The sequence below is a fragment of the Micromonospora sp. CPCC 205558 genome (assembly GCF_036902955.1).
In the GTDB taxonomy this organism is placed as follows: Bacteria; Actinomycetota; Actinomycetes; order Mycobacteriales; family Micromonosporaceae; genus Micromonospora.
In genome coordinates this window covers 1-13775 of the sequence record NZ_JBAKHR010000009.1, presented here as the reverse complement: position 1 = coordinate 13775, position 13775 = coordinate 1, and the positions used below count along the sequence as shown (strand labels likewise).

Here is a 13775-nt window from a genome sequence, read left to right as displayed (position 1 = left end):
AGGAGGCACGACATGGGTTACCGACGGAGGGACACTCGGCCCCGGCTGGCACTGTGGATGCTCGTGGCGCTCGGCGACGCGATCCTGCTGCTGGTCAGCGCGGGGCTTTCGGTGCTCGTCGCACTGCTCGGCGTCGTGATCGTTGCCGGCGTTGGCGCGGCTGCCTGGCGGTTGACCCGCCGGAGCGCGCTGGCTCGCCAGGACGCCGTGGCGCGGGCGTTGAGCCGGCGACGGGCCTGACCCGTACCCGGTGGTGTGGCGGCAGCCGGACCGATTGTCGACCGTGTGGTGACCGTCGATCCCGCTGCCGCCAACGGCCCGGTCAGGTGTTGTTGGCCAACGCGATCAGGCGGCTACGGTCGCCGTTCCAGTAGTTGCGGTCCACGTTGCCGCTGATCCCGGAGACCGCGCCGGTGCTGGTGTACTGCCAGAAGCTCCACACCGAAGCGCCGGCCGGCAGGGCGCCGGGTGCGCTCGCCCAGCGGGCCAGCCAGAGCGGGTGGTTCGCCCACGGCCCGGTCCAGCTGCCGGTGCACTGGTTCCACCAGCTGGTGGTGGTGTAGATGACCGCGTACCGGCCGGTGCGGGAGCGGTAGGTGTTCAGGAAGTCCTGCACCCAGTTGCGCATCCCGGTCGTGCTGAGCCCGTAGCAGTAGCCGCCGCTGTACGGGTTGCCTTCGATGTCGAGTGCCGCCGGCAGGGTGCGGCTGTCCGCCGACCAGGCGCCACCGTTGGAGGCCAGGTAGTTGGCCTGGGTGGAGCCGGCGGAGATGTTCGGGCGGGCGAAGTGGTACGCCCCGCGGATCACCCCGGCGTTGTACGCGTTGACGTAGTTGGCGTTGAAGTTCGGGTCCTTGTAGCTGGTGCCCTCGGTCGCCTTGATGAAGGCGAACTGGATGCCCGCGTTGCGGACGCTGGTCCAGTTGATGGTGCCCTGGTAGCGGGAGACGTCGACACCGGGTGTGGTGGCGGCGGCCGCCGGTCCGGCGGTCGCGACCAGGGCCGCCGCCGCGGTGGCGAGGACGGTGAGGCCGGCCGCGAGCGCGCGGCGCAGCGATGATGAGGTACGGGCCATGAGTGCCTCCAAGGACGTCGCTCTATCGACATTCATCTTTGGAGGTAAGTGCCCTAGATCACAAGGGTGACTGAAAAAAGCTTCATTGACAGGCCGTGGAGGTCCGCCGACCGGCGCGGGACGGATCAGCGCAGTGTGGCCGGGTCGAGCTGCCAGCGGAACGGCTCCACGACGGTCAGCGTCTCACCGGGCTTGGCCACCTGGTCCTCGACGTAGTGCTCGCCGTCCAGCCGGAACAGCCGCAACGAGTGTGCGTCCCCGTCCTGCTCGACCAGCAGGTACCAGGGGATTCGCGCAATGGCGTAGAGCTGCATCTTGACCAGGCGGTCGGCGGCGGCGTTGCCGGGCGAGACGATCTCGCAGACGAGCACCACCTCGGCAGCCTCCACCGCCGTGCCCTCGTCGTCGGTGTCCGCGACGACCACGTCGGGGATGGCGATCCGATCCACCCCGAGCCGAACGTTGACCGCCTCGAAGACGAGCAGGGGTTGTGGTCGCACAGCTCGACGCAGGCTGTAGACGAGTTCCCACGACACCAACTGGTGCCGCTTGCTCGGGGCAGGGCTCACGATCAGGCTCCCGTCGAGCAGCTCGATCCGGTCCGGGGTTTCACCCAGGGCGAAGTAGTCGGCCTCGGTCCAGAGCCCGACGTGGTGTCCCAGGGGTTCCGCACTCATCAGCGCTCACCTCCCGCTTCACTCGCCACCCGATCAGTTTCACAGGATACGAGCCGGTGCCTCGGGAGCGACACGGAACGCCGCCGGTAGGCTCGCGCCCCATGATGTCGATCGACGGGCTGGGCGATCTTTGGGACACACTGTTCGGTGCGCAGCCGGACCCGCCAGCACTGCTGGTGCTGATCACCGGGGCGGTCGCGCTGGTGGTGGTCTCCACCCGACTGCCGTGGCGGATCGCCCGTAACGCCATCACGATCGCGCACGAGGGTGGGCACGCCCTGGTCGCCCTGCTCACCGGCCGCAAGCTGCGCGGCATCCGGCTGCACTCGGACACGTCCGGGCTGACGCTCTCCGCCGGCCGCCCCACCGGGCCGGGCATGATCCTCACCCTGCTCGCCGGATACGTCGCACCACCGCTGGTCGGGCTGGCGGGTGCCTGGCTGCTCGGCGGCAACCGGATCACCCTGCTGCTCTGGGTGGCGGTTGCGCTGCTGCTGGCCATGCTCGTCATGATCCGCAACGTCTTCGGCGTGGTGTCGGTGCTGGTCACCGGCGCGCTGGTGTTCGCCGTCTCCTGGTACGCGACGCCGCAGGTGCAGGCCGCGTTCGCGTACACCGGGGTGTGGTTTCTGCTGCTCGGTGGGGTGCGGCCGGTGGTCGAGCTGCAACGGTTGCGCGCGCGGGGCCGGATGCCCGCCTCCGACGCCGACCAGCTCGGCGGGCTCACCCCGTTCCCGGCGTTCTTCTGGGTGAGCGTCTTCGCCCTGGTCAACCTGGCGGCGCTGATCGCCGGCGCGCTCCTGCTCGCCGGCCCGTTCCTCACCGACGCCGGCCTGACCGGCTGACGGGAGGCGGACGGCAACCGGCGGGCGGCGCACCGGGCGGGTGGCGCACGGGCGGGCAGAATGAGGCCATGCGATACGTGATTATCGGGGCGGGTGCGGTCGGCGGGACCATCGGCGTACGGCTGGCCCAGGCCGACCGGGACGTGACACTGGTGGCCCGCGGTGCCCACCTGGACGCGATCCGCGCAGGGGGTCTGACCCTGCGGCAGCCCGACGGCGAGGTCACCGCCCGGCTCGCGGCGGTGGACCGCCCCACTGACCAGCCGCTGCCGGCGGACACCGTGCTGATCCTCACCGTGAAGTCGCAGGACACCGCCAGCGCGTTGGCCGACTGGGTGGACGCGCCGGTGGTCGGCGGCGGCACGGCGGGCGAACGTCTGCCGCTGGTGACCGCGCAGAACGGGGTGGCCAACGAGCGGGCCGCGCTGCGCCTCTTCGCCGACGTGCACCCGGTCTGCGTCTGGTTGCCCGCCACCCACCTGGACCCGGGCGTGGTGGTCGCCAACGGCTACCCGCATCCCGGGATGCTCCACATCGGGCGGTACCCCGGGGGCGCGGACGACACCGACCGGGCGATCGCCGCCGACCTGACCGCCGCCGGCTTTGTCGCCCCGGTCCGCAGCGACGTGCTGCGCTGGAAGTACGGCAAGCTGCTCAGCAACCTCGGCAACGGTCTACAGGCGCTGCTCGGCCGGGACATCCCGGACACGCTGGCCGAGCGGGTACGCGCCGAAGGCGTCGCCGCGCTCGCCGCCGCCGGCATCGCACACACCTCGCCGGCGGAGGAGAAGGCCGAACGTGGCGACCTGGTGGGGCAGCGCCCGGTCGACGGGGAGGCCCGATCCGGCGGCTCCACCTGGCAGAGCCTGGCCCGGGGCACCGGCTCGACCGAGGTCGACCACCTCAACGGCGAGGTCGCGCTGCTCGGCCGGCTGCACGGCGTACCGACGCCGGTCAACGTCGCGGTGCAGCGGGCCGTACGCCGGGCGGTCCGGGAGCGGATCGGGGCTGGCGCGTTCCCGCTCACCGACCTGGAAAAGATGATCGCCTGACCCGGGCAACCGACCACCCCGCCCGGTGCGTGTTCCCACCGACCGACACGGGGAGGTAGCGGGTGCCGGACGTCGACGGGTTCGACGAGTTCTACCGGGGGAGTCGGCAACGACTCCTCGGGTTCGTCTACGCCCTCACCGGCGATCGGGGCGAGGCGCAGGACGCCGTGCAGGAGGCGTACGTCCGGGCGTGGCAGCGCTGGTCGACGGTCAGCGAGTACGACGACCCGGAGGCGTGGGTGCGGGTGGTGGCCAGCCGGATCGCCGTCAGCCGGTGGCGCAGCCTGCGTAGCCGGGCCCGCGCCTACCTGCGACACGGGGCCACCGAGACGGTTCCCGGGCCGGGCCCCGACACCGTCGCTGTGGTCACCGCCCTGCGCCGACTGCCCGAGGAGCAACGCGTCGCCATCGCCCTCTACTACCTGATGGGCATGCCGGTCGCCGAGGTCGCCCGGGAGACCGCGGCGCCGGTGGGCACCGTCAAGGCCCGACTCTCCCGGGGGCGCACCGCGCTCGCCGGCCTGCTCGCCGTCTCTGAGCTGGAGGAGGCTACCGATGCGTGACGACCCGACGCTCGTCGAACAGATTCAGCGCGACCTGCAGGACGTGCGCTGGCTCGGCCCGGAGGAGATCCGCTCCCGGGCCCGTCGCCGCAGCCAGCGCAAGATCGTGGTGGCCACCGTCGTGCTGGCGTTTGCCGGGGTCTCCGCGGTGGCGGTCGCCGCGCCGAGGAAGTCGCCGTCGCCGGCCCTGCCGGCCGCCGCGCCCTCGGCCGCGCCGACCCGGCACGAGATCACCACCGACGCCCTGTTGCAGCCAACCGACCTGCCGCAGCAGGTCGAAGTGCGGCTCAGCGATTCCGGGCTCGGTGCGCCGGTCCAACTGGACTACGAGCTCGACGACTGCCGGACGAGCCAGGGGCGCTCGGACGGCCGGAAGATGTCCATCCTGTCCCGCTCGCAGACCCTGATGCACAAGCAGTCTCCGAGCGTTGCCACGCAGAGCAAGAGCGTGTTGACGCAGGATCTCTTCCGAATGGTGCCCGAAGCGGCCACGCAGCTCTTCACCGAACTGGACGAGTTGGTCGCACCCTGCGCCGAGTGGCGCAGCGTCGGGCAGGTGAGGACGGCAGAGGGCATCCGCACGATGGAGGCGATCCACCGGTGGGCGGTGGTGCAGCGGGGCTTCGCCGGGGACGACGCCGCCATCCTGCGGGACTCGCTCACCGCCCCCCGGGACGTGCAGACCGGGCAGCCGCTCGGCGACGATCCGTCGCCCATGCTGATGGCGATCGTCCGGGTCGGCGACACCGTCTCGGTGCTCCGTGCCCGAGCGGGGGGCACCGAGGCGGAACTCGTGCAGCTCGCCGTGGCGGCGGCGGCCCGGATGTGCGCCGCCGCCAACCCGCCCTGCTGACCCCCGGTCCGCAAAGCGGCCTCAGAGCGGGATGTTGCCGTGCTTCTTGGGCGGCAGGGTCTCCCGCTTGGTCCGCAGGACGCGCAGCGCCCGGACGATCTGCGTACGTGTCTCGTGCGGCGGGATCACCGCGTCGACGTATCCACGCTCGGCCGCCACGTACGGGTTGGCCAGGGTGTCCTCGTACTCGGCGATCTTCTCGGCCCGGACCGCCGCCGGGTCCTCGGCGCCGGCCAGCTCGGAGCGGTAGAGGATGTTCACCGCGCCCTGCGCGCCCATCACCGCGATCTGCGCGGTTGGCCAGGCGAAGTTCAGGTCCGCGCCGAGGTGCTTGGAGCCCATCACGTCGTACGCCCCGCCATACGCCTTGCGGGTGATCACGGTGACCTTGGGGACTGTCGCCTCGGCGTACGCGTAGATGAGCTTGGCGCCCCGGCGGATGATGCCGTCCCACTCCTGACCGGTGCCGGGCAGGAAGCCGGGCACGTCGACGAAGGTCAGCACCGGAATGTTGAACGCGTCGCAGGTGCGCACGAACCGGGCGGCCTTCTCCGAGGCGGCGATGTCCAGGGTGCCGGCGAAGTGCATCGGCTGGTTGGCGACCACACCGACGGGTCGCCCCTCGACCCGGCCGTAGCCGACCACGATGTTCTGCGCGTAGAGCGGCTGGACCTCCAGGAACTCCCCGTCGTCGAGGACGTGCTCGATCACCGTGTGGATGTCGTACGGCTGGTTGGCCGAGTCCGGGATCAGGGTGTCCAGCTCGCGGTCCTCGTCATTGACCTCAAGCGAAGCGGGGGCCTCGACCACGACCGGCTCGTCGAGGTTGTTCGACGGCAGGTACGACAGCAGCGCCTTGACGTAGTCGACCGCGTCCTCCTCGTCGCTGGCGAGGTAGTGCGCGTTGCCGCTGCGGGAGTTGTGCGTACGCGCGCCGCCCAGCTCCTCCATGCCGACGTCCTCGCCCGTCACCGTCTTGATCACGTCCGGGCCGGTGATGAACATGTGCGAGGTCTGGTCGACCATCACGGTGAAGTCGGTGACCGCGGGGGAGTAGACCGCGCCGCCGGCACAGGGCCCCATCACCAGCGAGATCTGCGGGATGACGCCGGAGGCCCGGACGTTGCGGAAGAAGATCTCGCCGTAGAGGCCGAGCGAGACGACGCCCTCCTGGATGCGCGCGCCACCGGAGTCGTTGATGCCGACCACCGGGCAGCCGATCTTCATGGCCAGGTCCATCACCTTGACGATCTTCTCGCCGAAGACCTCGCCGAGCGAGCCACCGAAGACCGTGAAGTCCTGCGCGAAGACACACACCTGCCGGCCGTCCACCGTGCCGTAGCCGGTGACCACACCGTCACCGTACGGGCGGTTGCGCTCCAGCCCGAAGGCCGTGGACCGGTGCCGGGCCAGCTCGTCGAGTTCGACGAAGGAGCCTTCGTCGAGGAGCATCTCGATCCGCTCGCGGGCGGTCTTCTTGCCCCGGGCGTGCTGCTTCTCGACGGCGCGCGCTGACCCGGCGTGCACCGCCTCGTCGACCCGGCGCTCCAGGTCCGCCAGCTTTCCCGCCGTGCTGTGCATGTTGGTCCCGGTCTCGGTAGTCACCCACGGAATATAACGATGGTTCAGGTGGGTGCGGCTGTGCAGTACGCCTCAGTGCCGCCCCGGTCACCGTCGTAGGCTGACGGGATGCCGGGCTCCCCGTACACCGATTTGGATCGCCCGCCGCTGTCGGCGGCCCGGCTGCGCCGGGCGTTGGTCGCGCCGAACGGGCCGTGGGCCCGGCTGGAGCTGCGCGCCGAGACGGGCTCCACCAACGCCGACGTGGCCGAGGCCGCCCGGGCCGACGAGCCCGAGGGCCTGGTCGTGGTCGCCGAGCGGCAGACCGCGGGGCGGGGCCGGCGTGGTCGGGTCTGGCAGTCGCCGGCGCGGGCCGGCATCGCGACGAGCGTGCTGTTGCGGCCCGGCGAGGCCGTGCCGGACCGCGGCTGGCTGCCGGCGGCACCCACCGGGTACGGGTGGCTGCCGTTGCTGGCCGGCGTGGCGCTGGTCGAGGCGGTGGCCCGGCTGGCCGAGCTGGAGGCCACCCTGAAGTGGCCGAACGACCTGCTGATCGGCGACGCGAAGTGCGCGGGCGTGCTGGCCGAGGCGGTGCCCGGACGTTCGCCGGACCAACCGCCGGCCATCGTGCTGGGCATCGGGCTCAACGTGACGCTGCGCGCCGACGAGCTGCCGGTGAATCCGACCGGGCTGCCGGCCACCTCGCTGCAGTTGGCCGGCGCGACGGCCACCGATCGGGATCCGCTGCTGCGGGCGCTGCTGCGGGCGGTCGCCGACTGGTACGACCGTTGGCGTTCGGCGGGCGGTGACGCGGTGGCCAGCGGCCTGCGCGACGCCTACCTGGCTGCCTGCGCGACTGTCGGCCGGGAGGTACGCGTCCTGCTCCCCGACGGCGACTCCCTGACCGGCGCCGCCACCGGGGTGGACCCTGACGGCCAGCTGATGATCACCACCGCGACCGGCGCTCGCACGTTGGCCGCTGGCGACGTGCTGCACCTCCGCTGAGCACGGCCAAGATCACGAAGGCCGGAGTCGGGCCGCGTGGCGGATGTTGTGGTGGTGCTTGGGGGGTTTACCGTCTGCGCGTCTAGAAAATCGCGTTGGAGGTTCCCGTGGCGTTTCCTGAAGACGTGCTCACCGAGGACGAGCACGTCGTGCTGCACCTGCACCCGCACTGGAAGGCGTTGATCCGGCCGATCGCGGTGCTGGTGCTGGCCATCGCCGCGGTGGTGGTCGGCGTGCTCCTGTTGCCCGAGAGCGGCGGCGGTTCGATCGCGCTGGCCGTGATCGGGGCGATCGCCCTGGTCGCGGTGCTCTGGCTCGGCCTGTGGCCGTTCCTGGTCTGGCGTACCACCCACTACCTGTTCACGAACGAACGCGTCCTGCTCCAGAAGGGCGTCTTCTCCCGCGACCGGCGGGACCTTCCGCTGGCCCGGGTCAACGACCACTCGATGAACCAGCGTTTCATCGAGCGTCTGCTCGGCTGCGGGACGCTGACCATCGAGTCGGCCGGTGAGCGCGGCCAGTCGGTGCTCGCCGACGTGCCGGGCGTCGGAAAGGTGCAGACCACCCTGTACGAGCTGGTCGAGGCACAGCACGACAAGCACTCGCTCGGCGATGACGAGATGCGCGACATGCTCGCCGACATGCAGGACGGCAAGCGGCTGCGCGACACCACGAGCTGAGCCGGTCCGATTGTGACCCGCCCCCTGCCGTTGTGTCGGGGGCGGGTCAGTCGTGTCGCTGAGCCTCGGCTGAGCCGCTGATCCCCGTCGGGTCGCCCTCGGACGACCCGACGGTGGCCGGATCCGTTGCGATCGGGCCGCTGCCGGGCCGCTCAGCGTCGGGCCGGTTGGCGTCGGGCCGCTCAGCGTCGGGTCCCTCAGCGTCGGGCCGCGCAGGTTCGGGCCGGTCAGCGTTGGTCGGGGCGGCTTCGACAGCTCCAGCGTCGGCGGTGTCGGCCTCGACCGGCCGGAGGGCGAACCAGCCACGGAAGCGGGTCCGCAGCACCTCCTGCTCGGGCCGGTCGTCCGGGCCGAGGCGCAGCATGGTGCCGGTGAGGCTGACGGTGCCGAGCCCGGGGCGGGCGGTCGACGGTCGGGCGCCCATCACGTCGACCCGGACCGCGAGCCGGTCGCCGGCCCGCACGGGGGCGAGCCAGCGCAGCTCCTCCAGGCCGGGGGACGCGTCCGCGGCGGCCCGGGACAGCAGGTGGTCGACGTACGCGCGCATGAAGAGGCTGACCGTGTAGAAGCCGCTGGCGATCAGACCGCCGTGCCGGCTCGCCGCAGCCAGGTCGGGGTCGACGTGGTACCACTGCGGGTCGAAGCGGCGGGCGAAGGCGACCATCTCGTTGGCGTCCACGGTGACCACGCCGAGGTCGACGGTGAGCCCCGGGACGAGATCCTCGAAGAACAGCTCGGCTGGTTGTCCCGTGCCGGAGCGGGCGTCGGGTGTCGTCACCGGCGGGGCGCGCGACGGGTGCTGACGTGCAGCTCTGCGGCGAGTTCCGCGTCCAGGTCGGGGGCGGGGCTGACGCTCAGTTGCGTGGGCCGGCCCTGAGTGGGTGTGCCGGGCGGGTAGTCGGCGCGCTGGGCGGGCTCCGACTCCTCCAGTTCGGACACGGATTCCGCCAACTCGGCGACCGGGTCCATCTCCGCCATGGTGTCCCACTCGTCGCGGGGAATGCTGTGCCAGGTGGACTGAGGCTTCGCCGCCTCGTCCGCGGCCGGCGCGACCGGTTGGAAGACGAAGGTCCGGTAGGACCAGAACCGGAACAGCGTGGCCAACATGACGCCGACGGTCTTCGCCACGTTCAGCGCCAGCAGGCCGTGTACGCCGAGGCCGTACTTGGCCGCCGCCACGGCGCCCAGCTCAATGAGCAGGCCAGCGCCGTTGAACAGGAAGAAAAGGAGGTATTCGCGGCGAAGGGCCGATTTCGGGCGATCGCGGTACGTCCAGTGCCGATTCATGAGGTACGACGTGATGGTGGCGACGATGGTCGCGATCACGGTCGCCTTCAACTGGCCATTGACGAAAACGGTCAGTGCGAGGGCATTGAACACCGCGTAATTGATGACGGTGTTGATGCCGCCAACGATGCCGAACTTGAGCGCCTCGTGGATAAACTTCTGCCAGCGCTCAGGCAGCAGGCGGACAAGACGCATGCGAAACACCTTAGGGCAGTCGGTGCGGCCGGCGATCACCGGCCGAACGAGATGGGCGGCAGGTCACGCCCCGTGATCACGGTCGGGATTCACCTGCGGAAGGGTCGGGGTTCCCGCTTCGACGAAGACGAACCGCCGGTACGACCAGAATCGGAACAGCGTGGCGAGCCCGGTGCCGACGATGTAGCTGGCGAGGTTGTCGGCCAGGCGGGTCTGGAACACGGTCGGCCAGATGGCTCCGAGCCCGTAGCGGCTGAGCGCCAGGCAGGCGACAGTGATGCCGAGGCCGACCGCGTTGAAGAAGAAGAAGAGCGCGTACTCGCGGGCCGCGTTGTTGCGCTGGCGGTGCCGCCAGGTCCAGAACCGGTTGCCCACGAAGGCGACGGAGGCCGCGACCACGGTGGAGATCGTCTTCGCCGTCAGCTCCTCGACGCCGTACTTGCTCGTCAGATAGTTGAAGAGCGCGAAGTCGATGAGGAAGGCGAAACCACCCACGGTGGCGAACTTGCTCATCTCGCGGAGGAGATGACCGAAGCGGTCGAGCAGTATGCCGACGAGACCTCGGCGGGTCTGCCGGGAACCCGGTTGCTCCCCGGTCATCGTGGCTGCCACGGAGGGAGCCTACCGGCTGTCGGCCAGTCACAGGGGCAGCAACGGCGAGCGGGCGCGGTGTCCCGGAGGGGCTCTGCGCCGCGTGCGTGACCCCTGCACAGAGCGTAGCCAACTGGGAGGACTGAGCCGCAGCGGAACGGGAATCCCCGCACCGGTCGGCGGGGCAGGTCCACGGCCCGACCGCAACAAGGGTTCCGCCGGGGTGCACAACAAGATTTGCGTGAAACTGCGCGGGAAAGCGGGTATCAGCTCGTGATACCGCAGCGAGGCCGTAGCTTGTGCAGTTCTTCACAACCTGTCCCACTGACTCGGAAGGCTGCCCGGTTTACGCTGAGGCCAATCCCAGGTTTCCACGAAGGCGGACGTTTCGCGCCGCCGAGTCTCGTGCATCCCATAGATCGGTCAGCGTCGACCACAAGGAGATGTGACATGGTTGCTCCGGCTGTTGTGCGGGGAATCGATCAGGCCCCGACGTCCCATCCGAAACTGCTCGCCTGGGTCCGTGAGGTCGCGGAACTGACCACCCCCGACCGTGTCGTCTGGGTGGACGGGTCCGACGAGGAGTGGCGCCGGCTCACCGATGAGCTGGTCGAGGCCGGCACCCTGATCCGGCTGAACCCGGAGAAGAAGCCCAACTCGTTCTACGCGCGCACCGACCCGACGGACGTCGCCCGGGTCGAGGAGCGCACCTACATCTGTTCCGTCGACGAGGCGGATGCCGGCCCCACCAACAACTGGATGGCGCCGGCCGAGATGAAGCGGACGATGACGGAGTTGTACCGGGGCTCCATGCGCGGTCGCACCATGTACGTCATCCCGTTCGTCATGGGCCCGGTCGAGGCCGAGTCCCCGATGTTCGGTGTCGAGATCACCGACAGCCCGTACGTGGTCGCCTCGATGCGGATCATGACGCGGATGGGCGCCCGGGTCCTTGAGGCCATGGGCGACGACGCGGACTTCGTGCACGCGCTGCACTCGATCGGCGCCCCGCTCGCCCCCGGCCAGCAGGATGTCGCCTGGCCGTGCAACGACACCAAGTACATCTCGCACTTCCCGGAGAGCCGGGAGATCTGGTCGTACGGTTCGGGTTACGGCGGCAACTCGCTGCTGGGCAAGAAGTGCTACTCGCTGCGGATCGCCAGCGTGATGGGGCGGGACGAGGGCTGGCTCGCCGAGCACATGCTGATCCTCAAGATCACCTCGCCGGAGGGCAAGGTCCACCACATCGCCGGCGCCTTCCCCTCGGCCTGCGGCAAGACCAACCTGGCCATGGTGGAGCCCACCATTCCGGGCTGGAAGGTCGAGACCATCGGTGACGACATCGCGTGGATGCGATTCGGCCCGGACGGCCGGCTCTACGCGGTCAACCCGGAGTACGGCCTGTTCGGCGTCGCGCCCGGCACCGACTGGAAGACCAACGCCAACGCCATGCGCACGCTGGACCGGGGCAACTCCGTCTTCACCAACGTGGGCCTCACCGACGACGGTGACGTCTGGTGGGAGGGCATGGGGGAACCGCCGGCGCACCTGATCGACTGGAAGGGCAACGACTGGACTCCGGAGAGCGAGGGCCTCTCCTCCCACGCCAACAGCCGGTTCTGCACCCCGATCACCCAGTGCCCGATCCTCGCCGACGAGTACTTCGACCCCAACGGCGTGCCGATCGACGCGATCCTCTTCGGTGGCCGCCGCAAGGACACCATCCCGCTGGTGACCGAGGCCCGCGACTGGGTGCACGGTGTCTACATGGGCGCGACGCTCTCGTCGGAGACGACGGCGGCCGCGTCCGGCGCGGTCGGCGTGGTCCGGCGGGATCCGATGGCGATGCTGCCGTTCATCGGCTACCACGCGGGCGACTACTTCCGGCACTGGATCGAGATGGGCAAGGGCGCCGACGGCGACGAGGCGAAGCTGCCGAAGATCTACTACGTCAACTGGTTCCGCAAGGACCCGGACGGTTCGTTCCTCTGGCCGGGCTTCGGGGAGAACTCCCGGGTGCTCAAGTGGGTCGTCGAGCGGATCGAGGGCACGGCCGACGCGGTCGAGACGCCGGTCGGCATGGTCCCCGCGCCGGACGCCCTGGACGTCGAGGGCCTGGACATGACCCCGGAGGATGTCCGGATCGCGCTCAAGGTGGACGCGGACGAGTGGCGTAACGAGCTTCCGATGATCACCGAGTGGTTCGAGAAGTTCGGTGACAAGCTGCCCGGCGTGCTCTGGGCCGAGTTGGACGCGCTGCGCGCGCGCCTCGACGCCGAACAGCCACAGCGGTAGGTGTGAACGAGGCCCTTCGCGGGCAACATCGGATTTCATGACGACGGCCGCCGAGACCCAGGTCCGGCGGCCGTCCGCCGTCCGGGTGCTCATCATCCTGCTGGCGACGACGGCGGCGGCCACCGTAGTGGTCGAGCTGCTCAATTGGTGGTACGCCCCGGAGCAGGGTTTCGGGCTGGCCGTCCGGACCGGCTGGGCCCTGCTGCGCTCGTTCGGCTTCCTGCTGCTGATCGGGCACGTCCAACGGGGTCGGATGGTGGCCCGCCCGTTCGGGCTGATCCTCGCGGTCACCACGATCTTCGCGGTCGGCCGGCTCATCGTGCCCCGGCAGGGGGTGCCGCCGTTGCCCGGCCTGCTCGGCTTCGCGATCCTCACGGCGCTCTGTGTGACGGTCGTCTGGCTGCTCTACCGTTCGTCGGCGTTGGCCGGGCACCTGGTCCGGCACCGACCACGCCTCGTCATCGACCGGGACGGCATCTCCTGGCGGGAGACTCCTCCACGGCGACCGCAGGCCAGCGCCTGGTTGTTGACCAGCCGGGTGGCGGCCTTCACCTACAGCCCGCTGATGCTGGTGCCGGCCCTGGTGGCCGGGGGTTCCATCCTGGATGGTCGGCTGACCGCAGTGCCGGCCGTGCTGTTCTGGTTCGGCGCGGGCGTCGCGGCCAGCTACGCCGTGCTGTTCTGCACCGCGTTCCTGATGCGGGGCAAGGACTGGGCCCGCGGCCTGCTGGTCGCCGTCACGGTGGCGGTGCTCGCCGTGGACCTGCCGCTGTGCTGGTGGCTGCTGGGCGTGGACGGCCTGGTCCGCGACGGCGGCCCCCTGGTCGCGGCGGCACTGTTGACCCTGTACGGCCTGCGCCGGGCGCGACGCGCCGACGACCCCGTCCCAGCCTGACCCGGACAACACCCCGCCACCCCGCGCCGCGCGCCCTGCCCCCGCGCCGCGCGCCCTGCCCCCGCGCCGCGCGCCCTGCCCCCGCGCCGCGCGCCCTGCCCCCGCGCCGCGCGCCCTGCCCCCGCGCCGCGCGCCCTGCCCCCGCGCCGCGCGCCCTGCCCCCGCGCCGCGCGCCCTGCCCCCGCGCCGCGCGCCCTGCCCC

At 70.8% G+C, this 13775-nt stretch carries 15 protein-coding genes; 9 read left to right on the top strand and 6 right to left on the bottom strand.

Going from position 1 to position 13775, the window contains the following annotated elements:
- Positions 1-12: 12 nt before the first annotated feature.
- Positions 13-240 (top strand): hypothetical protein, encoded by a 228-nt coding sequence (locus tag V6U86_RS12565; protein WP_334502336.1) that lies wholly within the window; start codon positions 13-15, stop codon positions 238-240.
- Between the two features lie 82 nt (positions 241-322).
- Here the strand turns inward: V6U86_RS12565 and V6U86_RS12560 are convergent, their stop codons facing one another.
- Positions 323-1075: a GH25 family lysozyme gene (locus V6U86_RS12560; protein WP_334502333.1), complete on the bottom strand. Its 753-nt coding sequence runs from the start codon at positions 1073-1075 to the stop codon at positions 323-325.
- A gap of 125 nt (positions 1076-1200) precedes the next feature.
- On the bottom strand, positions 1201-1752 hold the full coding sequence (locus V6U86_RS12555) for a Uma2 family endonuclease (RefSeq protein ID WP_334502331.1): 552 nt from the start codon (positions 1750-1752) through the stop codon (positions 1201-1203).
- Positions 1753-1853: 101 nt separating this feature from the next.
- Between V6U86_RS12555 and V6U86_RS12550 the strand changes: the two genes are divergently transcribed.
- The 4 genes from V6U86_RS12550 (at position 1854) to V6U86_RS12535 (ending at position 5065) form a co-directional block, all read left to right on the top strand.
- Positions 1854-2597: a M50 family metallopeptidase gene (locus V6U86_RS12550; protein ID WP_334502328.1), complete on the top strand. Its 744-nt coding sequence runs from the start codon at positions 1854-1856 to the stop codon at positions 2595-2597.
- A 68-nt stretch (positions 2598-2665) separates the two neighbouring features.
- Positions 2666-3649: a ketopantoate reductase family protein gene (locus tag V6U86_RS12545; RefSeq protein WP_334502326.1), complete on the top strand. Its 984-nt coding sequence runs from the start codon at positions 2666-2668 to the stop codon at positions 3647-3649.
- Positions 3650-3711: 62 nt separating this feature from the next.
- Positions 3712-4212: a SigE family RNA polymerase sigma factor gene (locus V6U86_RS12540; RefSeq protein ID WP_334502324.1), complete on the top strand. Its 501-nt coding sequence runs from the start codon at positions 3712-3714 to the stop codon at positions 4210-4212.
- On the top strand, positions 4205-5065 hold the full coding sequence (locus V6U86_RS12535) for a hypothetical protein (protein WP_334502322.1): 861 nt from the start codon (positions 4205-4207) through the stop codon (positions 5063-5065). Before V6U86_RS12540 ends, V6U86_RS12535 begins: the two co-directional genes overlap by 8 nt.
- Before the next feature lie 21 nt (positions 5066-5086).
- On the opposite strand, the gene V6U86_RS12530 is transcribed toward V6U86_RS12535, so the two are convergent.
- Complete coding sequence (locus V6U86_RS12530; protein WP_334502320.1) at positions 5087-6670, bottom strand: acyl-CoA carboxylase subunit beta; 1584 nt, start codon at positions 6668-6670, stop codon at positions 5087-5089.
- 84 nt (positions 6671-6754) lie between these two features.
- Between V6U86_RS12530 and V6U86_RS12525 the strand changes: the two genes are divergently transcribed.
- Both V6U86_RS12525 and V6U86_RS12520 read left to right on the top strand, forming a co-directional pair.
- The gene (locus tag V6U86_RS12525; RefSeq protein ID WP_334502318.1) at positions 6755-7630 is read left to right on the top strand and encodes a biotin--[acetyl-CoA-carboxylase] ligase; all 876 of its coding nucleotides are present in this window, start codon (positions 6755-6757) and stop codon (positions 7628-7630) included.
- 107 nt (positions 7631-7737) lie between these two features.
- Positions 7738-8310, top strand: coding sequence for a PH domain-containing protein (locus V6U86_RS12520; protein ID WP_130407298.1), 573 nt, complete (start codon positions 7738-7740; stop codon positions 8308-8310).
- A 46-nt stretch (positions 8311-8356) separates the two neighbouring features.
- Here the strand turns inward: V6U86_RS12520 and V6U86_RS12515 are convergent, their stop codons facing one another.
- The 3 genes from V6U86_RS12515 to V6U86_RS33370 all read right to left on the bottom strand — a co-directional run bounded on the left by V6U86_RS12515 (position 8357) and on the right by V6U86_RS33370 (position 10392).
- Entirely contained in the window at positions 8357-9088 is a 732-nt protein-coding gene (locus V6U86_RS12515; RefSeq protein ID WP_334502313.1) for a MaoC/PaaZ C-terminal domain-containing protein, read from the bottom strand.
- Complete coding sequence (locus tag V6U86_RS12510) at positions 9085-9792, bottom strand: GtrA family protein (RefSeq protein WP_334502847.1); 708 nt, start codon at positions 9790-9792, stop codon at positions 9085-9087. The genes V6U86_RS12515 and V6U86_RS12510 overlap by 4 nt, the downstream gene beginning before the upstream one ends.
- Before the next feature lie 63 nt (positions 9793-9855).
- Positions 9856-10392, bottom strand: a complete 537-nt coding sequence (locus tag V6U86_RS33370) for a GtrA family protein (RefSeq protein ID WP_442934935.1) — start codon at positions 10390-10392, stop codon at positions 9856-9858.
- 441 nt (positions 10393-10833) lie between these two features.
- Between V6U86_RS33370 and V6U86_RS12500 the strand changes: the two genes are divergently transcribed.
- Both V6U86_RS12500 and V6U86_RS12495 read left to right on the top strand, forming a co-directional pair.
- Positions 10834-12678 (top strand): phosphoenolpyruvate carboxykinase (GTP), encoded by a 1845-nt coding sequence (locus V6U86_RS12500; protein ID WP_334502311.1) that lies wholly within the window; start codon positions 10834-10836, stop codon positions 12676-12678.
- 37 nt (positions 12679-12715) lie between these two features.
- Positions 12716-13573 (top strand): hypothetical protein, encoded by an 858-nt coding sequence (locus tag V6U86_RS12495; RefSeq protein ID WP_334502308.1) that lies wholly within the window; start codon positions 12716-12718, stop codon positions 13571-13573.
- Positions 13574-13775: the final 202 nt, after the last annotated feature.

Excerpts from the sequence above, each read along its gene's own strand:
- V6U86_RS33370 (WP_442934935.1), bottom strand. The coding sequence starts at position 10,392 with ATGACCGGGGAGCAACCGGGTTCCCGGCAGACCCGCCGAGGTCTCGTC.
- V6U86_RS12500 (WP_334502311.1), top strand. The coding sequence starts at position 10,834 with ATGGTTGCTCCGGCTGTTGTGCGGGGAATCGATCAGGCCCCGACGTCC.
- V6U86_RS12510 (WP_334502847.1), bottom strand. The coding sequence starts at position 9,792 with ATGCGTCTTGTCCGCCTGCTGCCTGAGCGCTGGCAGAAGTTTATCCAC.
- V6U86_RS12555 (WP_334502331.1), bottom strand. The coding sequence starts at position 1,752 with ATGAGTGCGGAACCCCTGGGACACCACGTCGGGCTCTGGACCGAGGCC.
- V6U86_RS12565 (WP_334502336.1), top strand. The coding sequence starts at position 13 with ATGGGTTACCGACGGAGGGACACTCGGCCCCGGCTGGCACTGTGGATG.
- V6U86_RS12535 (WP_334502322.1), top strand. The coding sequence starts at position 4,205 with ATGCGTGACGACCCGACGCTCGTCGAACAGATTCAGCGCGACCTGCAG.
- V6U86_RS12550 (WP_334502328.1), top strand. The coding sequence starts at position 1,854 with ATGATGTCGATCGACGGGCTGGGCGATCTTTGGGACACACTGTTCGGT.
- V6U86_RS12560 (WP_334502333.1), bottom strand. The coding sequence starts at position 1,075 with ATGGCCCGTACCTCATCATCGCTGCGCCGCGCGCTCGCGGCCGGCCTC.
- V6U86_RS12545 (WP_334502326.1), top strand. The coding sequence starts at position 2,666 with ATGCGATACGTGATTATCGGGGCGGGTGCGGTCGGCGGGACCATCGGC.
- V6U86_RS12525 (WP_334502318.1), top strand. The coding sequence starts at position 6,755 with ATGCCGGGCTCCCCGTACACCGATTTGGATCGCCCGCCGCTGTCGGCG.
- V6U86_RS12495 (WP_334502308.1), top strand. The coding sequence starts at position 12,716 with ATGACGACGGCCGCCGAGACCCAGGTCCGGCGGCCGTCCGCCGTCCGG.